The following is a 17,295-nucleotide window of genomic DNA, read 5'->3' as shown; positions in this document are numbered from 1 at the left end:
AAATATGATATGATATAATACTATTTTCAATTTTTACACTATGACAGAAAATGAGAAATATCTCTACGATCATTTCCTTATTAGTATAAAATCAGGATTTGAAGCATTAGAAGATATTATTAACGATGCGCTGGAGGCTATAGAAGATGAAGGCTGGGAAAGCGAAATTTCCGAAGAATGGGTTCGTGAAACATTTGAGCGGGAATACAAAAAGAATAAGGATGAGAGCAGAACATGGCAGCATCCGACCGATACGGAAAAGCTACGTGTAGTATTCGATACGCTCTGTAAGGAAAAGATAGTTGCTTTGCACAACGCCGGATACACCCAGTCTGATGCTATATATGACGTACAGGAGGTATGGAAAGATCTGGAAGACGAAGGCATTAAACCTATCGGCTACTGCTACTATCACGGACAGGATTTAGAACGTGTGATAGAAACGGGAACGCTTTGTATCGGATTCTATGGCGAAAAAGAAAAGAATGATAAAGAAGCCATCATTATTGGCAATAAAGTAGCCACAGCGCTTAAAGATGCTGGATTTACGATCGACTGGAATGGTTCTGCTTCAAAAAGAATAGAGATACAGGATTTCAAATGGCAAAACGTCTTTACATCAGATGACGATGTGGAAGAGAAATGGGGCTATGGCCGCGTTTTGCAATTGATGGAAGAATAAAAAGACTCCGATAAGTAATAATGAGAGACTGTCTCAAAAGGGGCACAGTACTATCAATGTGCTACCCTCTTTGTCTTCCTGAGTGTAACGAAGGATCTCGACCCAGAGAAACGAGATGTTTCACTCCGTTCAACATGACAAAAAGAAAGTGAAAAATACTTTTGGGACAGCCTCTTATTTTTTATCACAATTTGTCCAACAATCACAATGTAACCTCGCTATCAATAAAACAAGTAAGTAACAAAGGTAACAGATATTTCAGCTTTTAGCTGATAGCTATTAGCCGTTAGCCGAAGCTACCGCACAAGAGACTTTACAGTCAACAGTTATCAGTTAACAACTTGTACCTCGTATCTTGTCTACTTATATCTCATATAACTTTCAACTCATTACTCATTACTTATTCCAATCTTTCAAAGAGCTGGCAGCTGGCAGCTAAAGGCTATCAGCTATATACATAGATAAAATAAATTCAGAAATGTAACATTTTATTCCAACCCTAAGGTACGAAGGCTCAAATCAATTTCTCTCTCATCACCGGTATGTTTACCAGCAACATCAGAAAGCTTCACCGCCTTCAGGTAATTCGTATCTTTCTTATGTACTTTCACATCGGTGAGTTTTATTACTATATTCAGAGGTTTTACTCCTACATCGTTAGAAAAGAATGTGCCGATACCATATGTATCATGTATGCGCCCCGCCACATGATTCTTTATAGCTTTCACAGATTCCAGATTCAGAGAATCACTGAATACGAGTGTTTTTGATGTCGGGTCGATACGGTTTTTCTCATAAAACAGAATTGCCTTGTCTGCGAACACCAACGGATCGCTACTATCGTGACGTACACCGTCAAACAATTTTGCGTGTTTGAGACTGAACGAGTCAAAGAATGCATCAGTTGTATATGTGTCCGTAAGGGCGATACCCAGACTGCCGTCATATACATCTACCCATGCTTCCAGTCCTTTGATATTTGCCGAGCGGTATCCATAGATAGCCCCGTGATACATAAACCATTCATGCGGCATAGTACCAATGGGAGTGGTATTATATTTCATTGCCAGATACACATTACTTGTACCTTTGAAATATTCTCCCGAATGAGCTTTTAATGTCCCCACCACTTTATCCTGTACCTCGAAAGAGAAACGGCGGCGTGTACCGAATTCCGAATAATCGGCTTCTATTCCGCTCAATGCTTTAGCTTTTTTCACAGCTTTCCCCTCCACATCTGCGGGCGTAGCTCCGGTCATTTTGAAATATAGCTCGGATATGATAGCTAACAATGGAACTTCCCACAATACAGTACGATACCAATACCCCTCTATAATTACGCTGAGGTCTCCTCCCTCTTGTACAATAGTGACCTCTTCGGGCTTATACCTGAATCCTTCGAGAAAGTCGACAAATACAGGATCGAAGAAATAGCATTTAGTTTTTACGAATTTCTTTTCTTCCTGCGTCAGTTTCAGATCGGCCATTGCCGCCACTTCCTCCCGCATTTTTTCGGCAAAACCTTCCGGAAACTGTGTCCTTCCCCGGTTGGTAAATGCATACTTGACATACGCCCACGGATATAGTTTCTGTATGGCAAGCATCACGGAGAATTTATAAAGGTCGTTGTCGGTGAAATGTTTAATTATCATATATCCCGGATTTTTAATGAAATAACAAATATAAGTTTTTTATATAACAAAAAAACAAAAGCCGAAGTTGAATCGAAATCCAAAATCGGCTTTTATTATATAATTGAACATTTTAATCGAGCTTATGTATTACAAGTCCCGAACGGAGTTTTGGCTCAAACCAGGTCGTTTTCGGCGGCATAATATTTCCGGAATCGGCAATATCCATCAGCTGCTTCATGGTCACAGGATATAAAGCGAGCGCCAGTTTCATTTCACCGCTGTCGACACGTTTTTTCAATTCGCCTAATCCCCTGATACCTCCGACGAAATCGATACGCTTATCCGAACGCAGGTCTTTAATCCCCAGTATTTCGTCCAGGATATATTTTGACGAAATAGTCACATCCAGTACACCGATGGGGTCATTGTCGTCATAAGTACCTTCTTTAGCAGTCAGGCTGTAGCATTTACCTTCGAGGTAGATAGAAAAATTATGCAGTCCGGTAGGAGGTGTTATATCCGCACCTTTTTCTTCCACAGAGAAATGCTCTTCCAGTTTTTTTAGGAATTCGCCTGCCGATAACCCGTTCAGATCTTTTACCAGACGGTTGTAATCTATTATATTCAACTGGGTATCAGGGAAACAAACTGCCATAAAGAAGTTATATTCTTCATCCCCCTTATGATCCGGGTTCTGTTTTGCTTTTTCCGCGCCTACCAGTGCCGCGGCTGCCGAGCGGTGATGTCCGTCTGCTATGTACAGGTCAGGTATTGCGGCAAACAATTCCGTGATCCGCTGTATATCGTTCTTGTCTTTTATTACCCAGAAATGATGGCCCACACCGTCACTTGCTGTGAAATCGTATTCTGCTGTACCGGAAATGATTCTCTTTACTATATCGTCCAGTTCATTATTATCCGGATATGCAAAGAAAACAGGCTCTATATTGGCATTATTTATCCGCACGTGTTTCATACGGTCTTCTTCCTTATCCCTGCGTGTCAATTCGTGTTTTTTTATCCGGTCGTTCATGTAATCTTCCACATGGGAGCAAACAACAAGCCCATACTGCGTTTTTCCGTTCATTGTCTGGGCATACACATAGTAGTATTCTTCGGGGTCTTGCACCAGCCAGCCTTTTTCCTGAAATTTATTAAAGTTCTCCACGGCACGGTTGTAAACGTCCGGATGATGCTCATCAATTATTGTTTCAAAATCAATTTCAGGCTTAATTATGCGATATAATGACTTCTCATTACCTTCGGCTTCGAGACGGGCCTCAAGTGAACTCAGGACATCATAAGGACGGCAAACTACTTCCTTTACAATACTTTTGGGAGGTCTTATCCCCCTGAACGGTTTAATTACAGCCATGACACTCTGTTTTTTATAATAAGGTTAAACAATACTTCAAATCAGGCATTGAGTTTTCAACAATGAATACTTTCTTTTTGTCAGTTACAAATATATAAAAACAATGAAAAACGAGAGCGGTTTTATCGAATAATTGATTCTAAATATGTTGTAAAAAACATTTTGACATCACCTTCAAAATAAAGGTAAGAATAATCCTTTTAAAATATGTTGTTTTAAGATATAATTACTAATTTTGAGAGCCTTAAGGCCTCAGGCCTTTTATTGCTCCCGGCTGACAAGATAGCGATAAATCACTTGTAATCAGAAAAATATATCATTAAATATTCACTTTTATTTAAATAACGCAGAAGAATACTAATTCCTAATTTTTATAACAATGAAGAAATATAATTTTAGTGCAGGTCCTTCAATTCTTCCTCAGCAAACAATAGAGGAAACAGCGAAAGCCATACTGGATTTCAACGGGTCATCATTCTCTTTGATGGAAGTGAGCCACCGTGGGAAAGATTTCCAGGGGGTAATGGACGAAACTGTTGAGTTGTTCAAAGAACTATTGGAAGTACCCGCAGGTTATTCAGTAATCTTCCTCGGCGGAGGTGCCAGCCTCCAGTTCTGTATGATACCATACAACCTGCTGGAGAAAAAAGCTGCCTATCTGAATACAGGTACATGGGCTAGCAAAGCATTGAAAGAAGCAAAATTATTCGGTGAAGTAGTAGAAGTGGCAACATCAAAACCTGCCAACTTTACATATATTCCTAAAGATTATGTTATCCCTACCGACGCGGATTATTTCCATGTTACTACAAACAATACAATCTTTGGTACCGAATTGCATAAAGATCTGGATTCTCCTGTACCATTGGTAGCAGATATGTCTTCCGATATATTCTCCCGTCCTGTAGACATTTCCAAATATGGCTTGATATATGGTGGCGCTCAAAAAAATCTTGCTCCTGCCGGAGTAACATTTGTAATCGTAAAAGACGAACTGTTGGGAAAAGTAACCCGTCCGATACCGACAATGCTGGATTACCGCACACATATTGAGAACGGTTCTATGTTCAATACACCTCCCGTAGTACCTGTCTATGCTGCCATGCAAACATTGAGATGGCTGAAAGCTAATGGTGGTGTACCGGCTATGTACAAACGTAACCAGGAAAAAGCAGCATTGCTTTACAATGAAATCGACCGTAACCCTGTATTTAAAGGGACCTGCGCTATCGAAGACCGTTCACTGATGAACGTATGTTTCGTTCTTGCTTCGGAATATGAAGGAAATGAGGCTGCATTCCTTGAATTTGCCAAATCGAAAGGATTGTACGAACTGAAAGGACACCGCTCTGTCGGCGGCTTCCGTGCTTCCATCTACAATGCAATGCCAATTGAAGGTGTTCAGGCATTGGTAGATGCAATGAAAGAATTTGAAAAACAAATCGCAAAATAATTATTTAATGCGCCGATATGCCAATGTGCCGATGCTTAAAAAGCTAACGGCTGATGGCTGATGGCTAAAAGCTTTTTTTTAATGAAAGTATTAATAGCAACAGATAAACCTTTTGCAGCGGAAGCAGTAAACGGTATCCGCGATGTAATCGAAAAAGCAGGCTTCGAACTTGTTTTACTTGAAAAATATACTGAGAAGAAACAATTACTGGATGCTGTAGCTAATGCTGATGCGGCAATTATCCGCAGCGATATATTCGATAAAGAAGTATTGGATGCGGCTAAAAATCTGAAAATCGTTGTGCGTGCAGGTGCAGGTTTCGACAATATCGAACTGGATGCTGCCACTGCAAACAATATTTGCGTGATGAACACTCCGGGACAGAATGCAAATGCCGTAGCGGAACTGGCTCTTGGACTGGCTGTATATGCAGTGCGTAACTTCTACAACGGAACGTCCGGCACCGAACTTATGGGTAAAAAACTTGGTATCCACGCATATGGAAATGTAGGGCGTAATGTGGCGCGCGTAGCAAAAGGCTTCGGCATGGAAGTGTATGCATACGACCCGTTCCTGACTGCAGAAGCTATCGAAAAAGAGGGCGTGAAAGCGGTAGCGTCAGCCGAAGATTTATATACTACCTGCCAGTTTGTTTCATTGCATATTCCGGCAACTGCCGAGACTAAGAATTCTATCAATTATGCGCTGTTGAGTAAAATGCCGAAAAATGCATTACTTATCAATACAGCACGTAAGGAAGTTATCAATGAAGCCGAAATTGTGAAGCTGATGGAAGATCGTAAAGACTTCAAATATGTCACCGACATTATGCCGGGCAACCATGCTGAAATGGCGGAGAAATTTGCAGGACGATATTTCTCCACTCCTAAAAAAATGGGTGCGCAGACTGCCGAAGCTAATACCAATGCAGGTATAGCAGCAGCCAATCAGATCGTCGATTTCATTAAAAATGGAAATGAACGTTTCAGAGTGAATAAAAAGTAATATGCTAATAAGCTAATATAAAAACAGAAAACTCCGGTAAATTACTATCGGAGTTTTTTTAATTGGCACATCGGCATATTGACACATTAAATCATTGCTTACCCCGACATATCGTTACCCATCTTCATCAATCTCACAGGTTTAAACTGAAGGAAATAAAGTACGATACAGACTAAAAGAAAAATTCCCAGAATCAACATCCAGCCTGCAATGGTTTTTATACTGACTGTTACCGCTTGTATCTGTATCTTCTGATACAATACATTAGTCGCTATCCGTTGCGCGTCCTCAAGACTCCAGCCCTGCGATAACGCAGTATTTACAGATGCAGTAAACTGATTGCCGGCCAAGGTATTCTGCATATCCACACCTTCTGAAAGGACACTTACATTTTTTTGTTGCAGACGATACAGCCAGTTTGTAAGCACTGATGCGCCAATTGCCGGAGCAAGAGCCGAACGGGCTGTTATCATAAAAAATGCATTATATATAAGCTGTTTAGGTGAGAGTCCGTATATGCCATAAATAGCAAATGCCACAAACAGCACCAACATACCTACTCCCCTGAGAAACATCAGCAGATAAAGGTCTTCGTACAAGCCTGCAGGAGTTATCATAAAATACAGGAGCGCCAGTGAAATTGTAAAACAGGCAAAGCCCATGAAGATAAGCCAGGCCATGCGGATTTCTTTTACAAACCAATAATAACATATAATCCCTCCTACCAGAAAGCCCGGAATCATATACAAATACAGTTCATTCATATGCGTACTGTCCAGTCTCAGCACATTGGTAGTATAGGAAGATACCAATATACTGAACGATGCGTAAAACATCAGTACAAAAGAAAGGAGATATACCGTTACCGAATTACGGTTTTTCAGCACGCTCATATCCAGAAACGGCGTATCGGAAAACTGGCGGCGTAGAAAAAGCCAGCCTGTCAGCGGGATCAGTATTGTTGCTATTATGATACCGGTTGAAGAAAACCAGTCTTTCGTTTTTCCATACGTTGCCACATATACAATAGCCATAAAGCAAACCGACACAAGGAAAAAGCTCAGCCAGTCTATATCCCTGAAAGGAATACGCACCAGCCTGCGGGCAAACGACATACATACAACCACTGCAATAATGGCGACCAGCAACATCAGGATCATGAAATAGTACATATACTGCCAGTTATACAGATAAGCCAGCTCGGCTGTGAGGACTAAAGACAATTGTCCGCAGATCAATGTAATAGGATAAAATTTTGCATAGAATTCGTTACGTGTCCCGCTCGGGCTTAATGCCGGCATCAATATATTGATAGTCTCAATCATCGAAAAAGCCTTGAAATAGCCGATAAAGAAGCTGCAAACGATGATTACTTCTATGTAGTTTGTTTCGGCACATATCAGGCTGAGTAATACCTGAAATAAGAGGACCACAAGAATAATTGTTTTGGCTGTAGCCAAAGGTTTTACTTTCGGTATAACCAGATATGCAACGGCCATGCCGACCGACGATGCATAATAAGCCATGTTGATATCCTCGGATATAACACCAAGATAACTGGATATGTCTATATTGCTGCCTGTGTATGCACCGTTGACCAGTAATATAGGAATAAGTATAGTCAGGGCAACAACGACCTTGAGCCAGTTCGGGACCCAGCTTCTGAAAGGACTGATTGTCGTTGTACGTATTACCGGAATTATCATATTAGTTACGATTTACGAGCCGCTTACGCCATTATTAATTATCTATTCTTTTATCGCCTCGGTAACGACCATCATTCCCGCACGCAATTTTTGCATGTCTTCGGCCGATATATCATCAAAATCGATACGGACAGGGATACGTTGCTGTATCTTCACAAAGTTTCCGGCGGAGTTATCGGTAGGCAGCATTGAGTATTTAGCTCCCGTAGCTTCGGATATTGCCGTTATCTTACCAGTGAATGTCTTACCGCTTATAGCGTCGACCCTTATATTTACTTTCTGCCCGATGTAAATATTTTCAATCTGTTTTTCGCGGTAGTTGGCTATAATCCATTTATTGTCGTTTTTAATCAGGTTGGTTATTGTTTGTCCGGCTTGCACGAGTTGTCCGGCTTCAAGGGTACGGCGGCCTACATAACCGCTATACGGAGCAATAATTGCAGTATAAGACAGATTTAGTTTAGCCATGGCCAGATCAGCTTCGCGACGGAGGATTGTAGCCTCCACATTTCCTTGCTTTCTTGTAGCTTCGGCAGATGTCGACTTCAGAGATTCTTTTTGCCGGAGCAAAGCATTATAGTGAGCGCTTTGAGCATCATATTCACTTTTTATCTGGTCGTACTGTTGCCGGGAAACCGACTCGGCATCCAGCAGATTCTTATAACGTTTCAGGTCTTGCTCTGCTTTCCACAAACGTGCTTTTGCTTCTTCTATGTTTGCATCAGATACGGCCACATTCGTAGAAGTTGTAGCTATATTGGATGAAAGTACAGATGAAGAACTCTTTGCATCCATCAGTGCGGCTTCGGCATCCATCTCTTTTATCTTAAACTCCCTGTCATCTATTATCAATAGGGTATCTCCTGCATTTACCCACTGATGCTCGGTAAAACGTACTTCTTTTATATAACCCAATACACGTGAGTTGATAGGTGTTATATATTGCTCTATTGTTGCATCGTTTGTTATTTCGTAACGGTAGTAACGGATGAAAAAAGTCACTCCCCATGCGATACCGCCCAATGCCAGTAATATACTGATGATATTGAGTATAATATTGCGTGTGCGCTTTTTTTTCAGTTTATGATAGGCTTCTTTTTCCTCTTTTCTGTCAGCCAAGTTTGATTTATCTGTATCCATAATTAAGTAACTGAAAGGATTTAATCATATATTTTAAAACTATAACATGCTCTGGTTGTTTTACTTACCAAAGTAATAAATAGGTTTCCGACCTTACAAGTTTCCGCTAACTTTTTGTAATTGATAATAGGTGTATATCGCATTTGTTTTTGCAGCAGTAAGTTGCAGCTCCGAATTTAACTGTACTGTATTTGCATCCAGCAAATCGGTCAATATAGCCAGCTGGTTGAAATACCTGTTTTTTACTATCCGGTAGTTTTCATTCGATTGCTCTACAGATTTTCCCAATGCTTTTATTCTGTCCAGTGCTTCCTGATGTTTTACGAATGCCGATTTCACATCTGTACGGATATTTTGCCTTTGCTGTTCCTGCGCCAGTTCTTGCAGGTGTATCTGGCTTTTTGCCGCGTTGGTGGCATGTTTCCTGTCAAATAATGACGAAATATGATACGACAGATTTAGCGTCACACCCCATGCATTCAGATACAAGTCTTGTGCAGGTGAGACATTCGGAATGGGACGGGCCAGAGTATTGCTTGCCTGTAATGATAATGCAGGTAAATAATCAGCCTTTGTCAGTTTCAGGTTATTGTGTGCTAAAGCAATATTCTTTTCCATAATTTTCATATCCGGATATTGTGCGTAAGCCTGATATATATAGTCGTTTTCCTGCTGTATATCGAGCTTGGATGAGAGCAGATTCTGATCCGGTTCAAGAATTGTATTTTCGTCCATTCCCAGTATAATATCCAGTTGCTGGGAGGTAAGGGTAATATTATTCTCCGTTTCTTTATACGATAATTCATAATTTGTAAGAAGCAGTTGACTACGCAAAACATCGTTTGTGGTAATCATCCCCTCCTCCTTCATTTTCTCAATGTCCCGCAGACGGATCTGAGCTTCTTCAATATTCTTGGCATATACTTCCCGTTCTTTATATAAATTAAATAGATCGAGATATTTACCTATTAACCAGAGTTTCAGTTCCGATTTATCCTTCTGTAAAGATAATTGAGCTATCTCCTTTTCCAATTCCGCTTTCTCTATGCTGTTCTTTATCCGCCCACCCTGATATATAGGCTGAGTTGCCGCTACCTGATAATTCTGTTTCCAGTCGGGGGTGTCGGAATGTTTCAGGAATGAAAAGTCTTTATCGAGAATGGTTGGCGTACCCGTATAACCGAACAGGCCGCTGACCGAAATATCAGGTAATCGTTTATTCTTCGCCAAGCCTAGTTTATCTTCCGATACCTGTGTTTTTATCACAGATGATTGTATTGTAATGCTGTTTTGTACTCCGCGTTCAAACAGCTCGTTTACTGTAAGCCTGTATGTATTCTGTGCAATAAGCGATGATGCGTATGTTAATGTAGCCAGTAATATGTATAATGTTGTTTTCACTTAACTTTCCTTATTAATATCTGTAAATTCCCTCATATATTCTATGCATAGCTGTATATGTCCCGGATTGACATTTTCTTCCAGCTTTGCATATACATCGTCTATTATCTTCCTTATTTCGGTATGTAATATTTCCCCTTTAGCCGTTAATAGCACAAGTTTATTGCGTTTATCCGACGGATCTTCTTCACGTGAGACCAGCCCTCTTTTTTCCATATTCTTTATCAGATAGGAAAGACTCGATTTGTCTTTATATGTCAGATTTGCCAGTTCCTGTTGATTGATTTTACTATCAACTCTGTCCAAACACCTCAATATATGCAACATTTCGAATGTTACATCTATATTATGTTCTCGCATTTTCCGATGGATTATCTGACGATAGAAAGACTGAGTCTGCAATATTGTTTGTACAAATGTTTGCATCATATCACTTCAGTTTTTTCGTATGCAAAGATATAACAAAATAATTAGTTGAATGTTTAACTAATATATATTTTTATGCTTGTAATAAAATAATATTGTGTAGAGATGTTGGTGATATTTACCGATACAATGTTGAGTTTTAATGTTGGATTGTTTTCTACTACGCGCAATCAAAGATTGCTTGTGTTCCTTTTGCCCAAAGCCGCAAAAGGAACCAAAAACGCTTTAGCGCCCCGCTTCAAAGGCCGACCCGTAACGGACTAAAAGACGAAACGGAAAAACTCGCTCTAAAAGTTGTAAAATACGAATTGGCGGATAAGCTCAAACACGTTTCCGTTTTTTCGTCTTTTAATCCTACGGGTACCCCGTCCATGAAGCTAACGGCGCAGGCTGACGCACGAATAGGGGCAAAGCTCCTACACCTGATATGCGTCAGCCTCAGCGCATTAGTTACGCAGGCGGGGCACCCACACGGTGCAGCCGGCAAACTGGTTGTGGCTCCCTCTCCCTTTGGAGAGGGCGGGGGGTGAGGTCGAACGAAGCGCTAGCCTTTTGCTTACTTTTGGGCAATGCCAAAAGTGAGGACAAGCCCGGGAGGGCGCGGCAGAGAGGAGCTAAGACCCAATGTATAACTAAGGATAGGATAGGAACTATGTAGAAAACAATCCAACATTTAATTCCAACGAATAATAAATATAGAGTAATTCATCAGATTCTTCTTTACATGAAGATTAACCGTTGCTTCATCGAAAAGACACAGAAATGTCTTATCTTTGGGATAATTAATAATAAAACTTTGTGACAGAATAATCACTTCACAATCTAAAAAAATAATGAGTATGAATAAAAGACTGACAATAGCTCTGGTAGCGCACGATCACCGCAAAGCGGATATGGTAGAATGGTGTTATTACAACTCCGATTTTCTGGCAAAACATCATTTGGTATGTACCGGAACCACCGGGACCCTGATAAAAGAGGCTTTCGAGGAAAAAGGAATACATGCGGACATCACCCGCATGAACTCTGGACCGATGGGTGGAGATGCGGAGATAGCCGCTATGGTTGTCCGGCACGAAGTGGATATGGCTATTTTCCTTATCGACGACCTGAACCCGCAACCGCACGAGGCAGATATTATGATGTTGCTTCGTCAGTGCCGTGTACATAATGTGCCTATCGCATGTAACCGTTACAGCGCCGACCTGATGCTCACAAGCACATTGTGGGACAATGACGACTACACGCCTACAAGCCCGAGATACGAAAATTTCGACAGGGCCAGCTTTGATGCGAATTTCAGGAGATTAAAAGAGTGAAAATAATTAAGAATGAAAAATGAATAATTAACAATGGATTTATACTTTAATCACTAACTGTTGGTTATTAACTATTAATTATCTAATTATGAGCGACTGGAAAGACCGTCTGAATGTGGTATATTCTACCAATCCGGACTTTAAATATGAAAAAGAAGGCGAAGAGGAACAGGATACTTTGCCTAAAGAGAAGCAGGCATTACGCATTTCTCTGGATAAACGAAACCGGAAGGGAAAAGCGGTCACACTGATTACCGGATTTATCGGCACTACCGAGGACATGGAAGAGCTGGGTAAGCTGCTAAAAGTAAAATGTGGCGTGGGAGGTTCTGCCAAAGACGGTGAAATCATCATACAAGGCGATTTCAGAAACAAAATACTGGAACTCCTGCAAAAGGAAGGATATGCCAAAACACGCATTATTTGACGATGAAGTAAATCTGCATGTATATAAAGCATCGGCAGGCTCGGGTAAAACTCACCGCCTGACCGCTGAATATTTGTGCCTGTTATTTTCATCGCCCTTCGCCTACCGGCACATATTGGCTGTAACCTTTACCAATAAGGCTACGGACGAAATGAAAAGGCGCATTATTGCCGAACTGGCAAATCTGGCACTAGGCCGCGACTCCGACTACATCGGACTGTTAACCGATGAATACAGTTTCAACGAAGAGCAACTGAGAAAAGAAGCATATGATATTCTTGTACGAATCCTGCACGACTATTCAGCCTTTTCGGTAAGTACCATCGACAAGTTTTTCCAGCAAACCATGCGGGCCTTTACCCGCGAAATCGGATTAGGAGGAGGATACAACGTGGAACTGGATACTGATAAAATATTGGGCGAAGCCATCGACTCCATGCTTTACGATCTGGAAAGCAAAGATAACAAACTGCTGCTCGACTGGCTCATTCGTTTTTCGGAAGAAAAAGTAGAGAATGGCGAAACATGGAATATCCGCAACGATATACAATCCCTGTCGAAAGAGATATTCAAAGAAAGTTTCAAAACATACAGCAATCAGGTGCAGGAAAATATCTCCGATAAACAGCTGATGACAGACTATAAGGAGATGCTTTTCGCCATCATCCGGAACTTTGAAAAGACTTCACAGGAGACAGGCGAAAAAGCCCTGAATATAATGACCCGCTACGGGCTGAAACCCGAAGACTTTAAAGGAGGTTCGCGTTCTCCCTTCTTCTCATTCCTGAAATGGGCAAACGGCGCGATAGACGAGCCTACAAATACATTCCGCACAATGGCTGACGAAGTATCCGGCTGGTACACGGCAAAAACCGGAGCGGAAATCAGAAGCAAAATAGAAGACGCATATCCGGAACTGAACGTTTGCGTTTGCAATATAATAAGCCATTACGACAATTCACGTACCTATCAGACGGCATACGAAATAAATCGCTATTTCTTCACTCTTGGGATACTGGGCGATGTGGATAAAAAGATACGGGAATATGCCGCGGAAAACAACGTCATGCTGATTTCGGATACCACCGAATTGCTTAACCGCATCATAGAGGGAAATGAATCACCGTTTATCTACGAAAAGGTAGGATTGCGCATCAATAACTATATGATAGACGAGTTTCAGGATACATCAGGCATGCAATGGCAAAACTTCCTGCCTCTGGTGCGTGACAGCCTGAGCGGAGGTAATAAGAATTTCATTGTAGGGGATGTAAAACAAAGTATCTACCGCTGGCGGAACTCGGACTGGAAACTGCTGGACGAACAGCTCGACAAGGATTTTGCTAATGAGGGTATCAATCACGAAACACTCGGTACCAACTGGCGCAGTTCGTACAATGTAATAGCATTCAATAATGCCATCTTTACTATCGGTGCAAACTTGTTACAGGATACTTATAATAAGCCATTGTCGGATACCGATGATAAGCGGTTACAACCTTTTTTCTCCCGCATAACCAAAGCCTATAATGAATTATATCAGGAAATACCGGAGAGCCATAAAAGCAATGAAGGGCATGTCAAAGTAGAGTTTATAGATACCGATGAACATGTGTGGCAGGATTATGCCCTGGAACAGTTACCGGAACAAATAGAAAATCTGCAGGACAGGGGCTATAAGCTAAAAGACATCGCGATCCTCGTTCGTACGAAAAAGGAGGGTGCAGATGTGGCTAACCGCCTGCTGGAGTATAAAAGCGAACACAGGGATACAAAATACAGGTACGATATTATTTCCGATGAAGCGTTGTTTGTTGGCAACTCGAAAAGTATAAAGCTGATTATCGCCCTGCTGAAATACCTGCATAATCCACTGGATTCTTCCCTGAAGGCACTGGCTGTTTATGAATATTTCAAGTACAGCAACCAGTTAAGCGCAGAAGAAGCCTTGTTGAAATATTTTTCGTCTAAGGATGATTTACCCGAAGAGGTTAAGGACAAGCTGAACCGCATCAGGGAACTGCCTCTATATGAAATGACGGAAGAAATGTTCGAATTGTTCCGCAGCGCAATGGAAGACAACGAACAAATATACATACAATCGTTCCTCGATATGGTGCTTGATTTCACCATCCGCAACTCGTCGGACCTCGACGCATTCCTTAAATGGTGGGACGAAGCAGGTGTAAGCAAGACTATATTTACTCCCGACGGACAGGACGCTATCCGTATCATGACCATACACAAGTCGAAAGGGCTGGAATTCAAAGTAGTACTCATTCCTTTTTGCAATTGGGAGATAGACCATAAGCTGACAACTATATTGTGGTGCCATCCGCAAGCCGAACCATTCGACCGGCTGCATCTCGTACCCGTAAAGTATTCGCAGAAACTGAAAAATACAATCTTCGACTATGACTATTTCGATGAGCGCCTGCACGCGTTTATCGACAATATAAATGTGTTGTATGTGGCTTTCACCCGTGCCGAAAATGAACTGATCGTTTTTGCCCCACGCCCGAAGAAAGATGATGTAAGCAATATATCCTCCTTACTATGGACTTGTGTAAATACATCTCCTGCCCTGCTATCTGATAAGCCGACTTATATCGACTTACCCCAATACCTGGATGAAGAAAAAGGTATATTCGAAATAAATAAAACGTATTCTCCCATAAAAAAAGAAAAGAAGTCTCCTGTTGAGGAAATAAACATAGATACCTTATCCGGCACGCCGTATGACGAACGGGTAAAACTGCTATTAAAAAACAAATATTATTTTTCCGATTCGGGACAACGCGACTATGGTACCCTGATGCACGAAATAGTAAGCAAGGTACAGACTGTGGAGGATATCGAAAATGCAGTGGAAGAATATCATATTTCGGGTGATATTACCCAAGAACGAAAAGAGACAGTAATAAAACTGCTCAGGAATTATCTGTCCAATCCGGCTGTTTTGCCTTGGTATTCGGGTGAATACAAGGTATTGAACGAGGTGCAGATATTACAACCCAAAGGCACTTTCAGCCGTCCCGACCGTGTAATGATAAAAGGCAGCGAAGTAATTGTCATCGATTACAAATTCGGGGAAAAGGAGGATAAAAAATACATCCGTCAGGTAAAATATTATGTGGAACAAATAAAAAAGATGGGATATACGGATGTAAAAGGCTATATTTGTTATCTCACTCTGGCGAAGACTGTAGAAATTTGAAATAAAAAAATAGAATACAATATATATGAAGTTATTTAAATTTACTTTTATTATATATCTGGCTATCAGTCTAATATCATGTAATAATAAAAATAAAGAGAATAATGAGTCCGCACCTGCAGAACAGTGCTTCAACGATGAGGAAATCATTAATAATTTCGATCTGAATAAGAGTCTGTTGATAGACCTGATGATGGAGATTCCTTCAGCTGTCTACACAATAGAGGGAAAAGGTCAATATTCCATACTGTATGTGCCGAAAACAAATGAAGGCGTATTAAAATATAAAGACTTTGAGAAAAAGAATAATATACAATTGATTAAAGATTCGCAAGGCAACCTCTTCTATGATGACGAAACCGCGAAGAAAATAGATGAAATATTACGAAAAGATTTAGATATTGAAGACCTCTGCCTGTTTGGGCGCTATATACCGGCTCAATACCTAATTGCTGACACCTTATCATTCAAAGGTGATTATAGTGTAACCATACCATACGAAATGCTTATATACAAACGAGAAGGACAGGAATGGAATCAGTTAAAGCATGTAGTTGTATCTGACATTATGAATTATGATTATTACGAGACTCTAACTACTTATCAGAAATTGATGGAAATGAAAGAGGACTAATAATACGCTCAATACATTTCACCTTTTACTAAATCGACAAAAAGTTCCGACAACTTCTGGCTGACAACTCCGGCATACACCTTACCTTTTTCTGCTGTAGACTTCTTAGGATTTCCGATACCTGTATCTTGCGATACCTGTGCCCAATTGCGCGGAGTCCATCCTGTACCATCACGTAATGTTTGCAGTTTAAACGGAGTATAACTCCCGTCTCCCGCCAGTGACAAGTTTACAAGTTCGGGATAGTAATGCATCATTACCGAGGTTTCCATTTCTCCGGCATGGTCATCTCTCTCTTCAAAATATCCGGCCTGAGGTAATACTGCAAACCAATCACAGACCACGATCAGAAAATGAGGGTAATCGACTGCAAGGTCACGGATCATATTCTTAAAATTATTGCCGCCATGACCATTCACTATAACCAACGTATATATTCCCTGACAATCGAGAGAAGCCACAATATCTGTCAATATAGCCTTTTGGGTTTCGTACCGGGCATGCAGACAAAAAGGAAGTTCCCGTTGTCCCGGATTCTGAGCACCCAGTGGAATTGGAGGCAACACCATACCTTTTATCTTTTGTGAGTCATATGCCTTTATTACAGCATCTACTGATATACCATGTGCAAGGTAACAATCGGTGAGATATGGTAAATGATAGTTATGAGGCTCGGTTGCTCCCCACGGAAGGACAGCAAAATCATATGTTTGTCCTTTAGTATCATTATATATAGCAGTAAGGATATCGAACGAAGAATTCATACATTTAAGTTTTTAGAATGAATAAGGATAACAAAGCTAGTAAATGATAATGAATTCCAAATAATTTTATCTATAGAAATAAATCCTGGATACATATTAGGAATTTACATAA

14 protein-coding genes are annotated in these 17,295 nt (G+C 40.8%); 7 read left to right on the top strand and 7 right to left on the bottom strand.

Annotated features, from left to right (window positions below; translation table 11 throughout):
* Positions 1-40: 40 nt before the first annotated feature.
* Positions 41-682 (top strand): DUF6891 domain-containing protein, encoded by a 642-nt coding sequence (locus tag B3317_RS02465; protein ID WP_291108282.1) that lies wholly within the window; start codon positions 41-43, stop codon positions 680-682.
* Positions 683-1,170: 488 nt separating this feature from the next.
* On the opposite strand, the gene pncB is transcribed toward B3317_RS02465, so the two are convergent.
* Both pncB and B3317_RS02455 read right to left on the bottom strand, forming a co-directional pair.
* Entirely contained in the window at positions 1,171-2,334 is a 1,164-nt protein-coding gene (gene pncB, locus B3317_RS02460; protein WP_291108281.1) for a nicotinate phosphoribosyltransferase, read from the bottom strand.
* 112 nt (positions 2,335-2,446) lie between these two features.
* Entirely contained in the window at positions 2,447-3,691 is a 1,245-nt protein-coding gene (locus tag B3317_RS02455; protein WP_291108279.1) for a DUF1015 domain-containing protein, read from the bottom strand.
* A 379-nt stretch (positions 3,692-4,070) separates the two neighbouring features.
* Between B3317_RS02455 and serC the strand changes: the two genes are divergently transcribed.
* The gene (gene serC / locus B3317_RS02450; protein ID WP_291108277.1) at positions 4,071-5,144 is read left to right on the top strand and encodes a 3-phosphoserine/phosphohydroxythreonine transaminase; all 1,074 of its coding nucleotides are present in this window, start codon (positions 4,071-4,073) and stop codon (positions 5,142-5,144) included.
* Positions 5,145-5,225: 81 nt separating this feature from the next.
* The gene (locus B3317_RS02445) at positions 5,226-6,149 is read left to right on the top strand and encodes a 3-phosphoglycerate dehydrogenase (RefSeq protein WP_291108275.1); all 924 of its coding nucleotides are present in this window, start codon (positions 5,226-5,228) and stop codon (positions 6,147-6,149) included.
* Between the two features lie 98 nt (positions 6,150-6,247).
* Here the strand turns inward: B3317_RS02445 and B3317_RS02440 are convergent, their stop codons facing one another.
* The 4 genes from B3317_RS02440 to B3317_RS02425 form a co-directional block, all read right to left on the bottom strand.
* Entirely contained in the window at positions 6,248-7,855 is a 1,608-nt protein-coding gene (locus B3317_RS02440) for an MFS transporter (RefSeq protein ID WP_291108273.1), read from the bottom strand.
* 42 nt (positions 7,856-7,897) lie between these two features.
* Positions 7,898-8,995 carry an HlyD family secretion protein gene (locus B3317_RS02435; RefSeq protein WP_291108271.1) on the bottom strand — a complete coding sequence of 366 codons (1,098 nt, stop codon included), beginning with the start codon at positions 8,993-8,995 and terminating at the stop codon, positions 7,898-7,900.
* Positions 8,996-9,088: 93 nt separating this feature from the next.
* On the bottom strand, positions 9,089-10,396 hold the full coding sequence (locus B3317_RS02430) for a TolC family protein (RefSeq protein WP_291108269.1): 1,308 nt from the start codon (positions 10,394-10,396) through the stop codon (positions 9,089-9,091).
* Entirely contained in the window at positions 10,397-10,825 is a 429-nt protein-coding gene (locus B3317_RS02425; RefSeq protein ID WP_291108267.1) for a MarR family winged helix-turn-helix transcriptional regulator, read from the bottom strand.
* 836 nt (positions 10,826-11,661) lie between these two features.
* Here B3317_RS02425 and B3317_RS02420 point away from each other — a divergent pair.
* The 4 genes from B3317_RS02420 (at position 11,662) to B3317_RS02405 (ending at position 16,419) form a co-directional block, all read left to right on the top strand.
* Entirely contained in the window at positions 11,662-12,141 is a 480-nt protein-coding gene (locus tag B3317_RS02420) for a methylglyoxal synthase (protein WP_291108265.1), read from the top strand.
* Positions 12,142-12,229: 88 nt separating this feature from the next.
* Complete coding sequence (locus B3317_RS02415; RefSeq protein ID WP_291108263.1) at positions 12,230-12,568, top strand: translation initiation factor; 339 nt, start codon at positions 12,230-12,232, stop codon at positions 12,566-12,568.
* On the top strand, positions 12,546-15,785 hold the full coding sequence (locus B3317_RS02410) for a UvrD-helicase domain-containing protein (protein ID WP_291108261.1): 3,240 nt from the start codon (positions 12,546-12,548) through the stop codon (positions 15,783-15,785). The genes B3317_RS02415 and B3317_RS02410 overlap by 23 nt, the downstream gene beginning before the upstream one ends.
* Before the next feature lie 25 nt (positions 15,786-15,810).
* Complete coding sequence (locus B3317_RS02405) at positions 15,811-16,419, top strand: hypothetical protein (protein ID WP_291108259.1); 609 nt, start codon at positions 15,811-15,813, stop codon at positions 16,417-16,419.
* An 8-nt stretch (positions 16,420-16,427) separates the two neighbouring features.
* On the opposite strand, the gene B3317_RS02400 is transcribed toward B3317_RS02405, so the two are convergent.
* Positions 16,428-17,183 carry a creatininase family protein gene (locus tag B3317_RS02400; protein ID WP_291108257.1) on the bottom strand — a complete coding sequence of 252 codons (756 nt, stop codon included), beginning with the start codon at positions 17,181-17,183 and terminating at the stop codon, positions 16,428-16,430.
* Positions 17,184-17,295: the final 112 nt, after the last annotated feature.

Origin of the sequence: Dysgonomonas sp. UBA7710 (assembly GCF_002482385.1) — a bacterium.
Classification (GTDB): Bacteria; Bacteroidota; Bacteroidia; order Bacteroidales; family Dysgonomonadaceae; genus Dysgonomonas.
Note: the sequence above shows the minus strand (reverse complement) of the source record. Positions and strands in the feature narration are given on the sequence as shown.

Coding starts and splice junctions, on each gene's coding strand:
- B3317_RS02405 (WP_291108259.1), top strand. CDS start 15,811: ATGAAGTTATTTAAATTTACTTTTATTATATATCTGGCTATCAGTCTA.
- B3317_RS02440 (WP_291108273.1), bottom strand. CDS start 7,855: ATGATAATTCCGGTAATACGTACAACGACAATCAGTCCTTTCAGAAGC.
- B3317_RS02400 (WP_291108257.1), bottom strand. CDS start 17,183: ATGAATTCTTCGTTCGATATCCTTACTGCTATATATAATGATACTAAA.
- B3317_RS02465 (WP_291108282.1), top strand. CDS start 41: ATGACAGAAAATGAGAAATATCTCTACGATCATTTCCTTATTAGTATA.
- B3317_RS02445 (WP_291108275.1), top strand. CDS start 5,226: ATGAAAGTATTAATAGCAACAGATAAACCTTTTGCAGCGGAAGCAGTA.
- B3317_RS02435 (WP_291108271.1), bottom strand. CDS start 8,995: ATGGATACAGATAAATCAAACTTGGCTGACAGAAAAGAGGAAAAAGAA.
- B3317_RS02455 (WP_291108279.1), bottom strand. CDS start 3,691: ATGGCTGTAATTAAACCGTTCAGGGGGATAAGACCTCCCAAAAGTATT.
- B3317_RS02420 (WP_291108265.1), top strand. CDS start 11,662: ATGAATAAAAGACTGACAATAGCTCTGGTAGCGCACGATCACCGCAAA.
- pncB (WP_291108281.1), bottom strand. CDS start 2,334: ATGATAATTAAACATTTCACCGACAACGACCTTTATAAATTCTCCGTG.
- B3317_RS02415 (WP_291108263.1), top strand. CDS start 12,230: ATGAGCGACTGGAAAGACCGTCTGAATGTGGTATATTCTACCAATCCG.
- serC (WP_291108277.1), top strand. CDS start 4,071: ATGAAGAAATATAATTTTAGTGCAGGTCCTTCAATTCTTCCTCAGCAA.
- B3317_RS02410 (WP_291108261.1), top strand. CDS start 12,546: ATGCCAAAACACGCATTATTTGACGATGAAGTAAATCTGCATGTATAT.
- B3317_RS02425 (WP_291108267.1), bottom strand. CDS start 10,825: ATGATGCAAACATTTGTACAAACAATATTGCAGACTCAGTCTTTCTAT.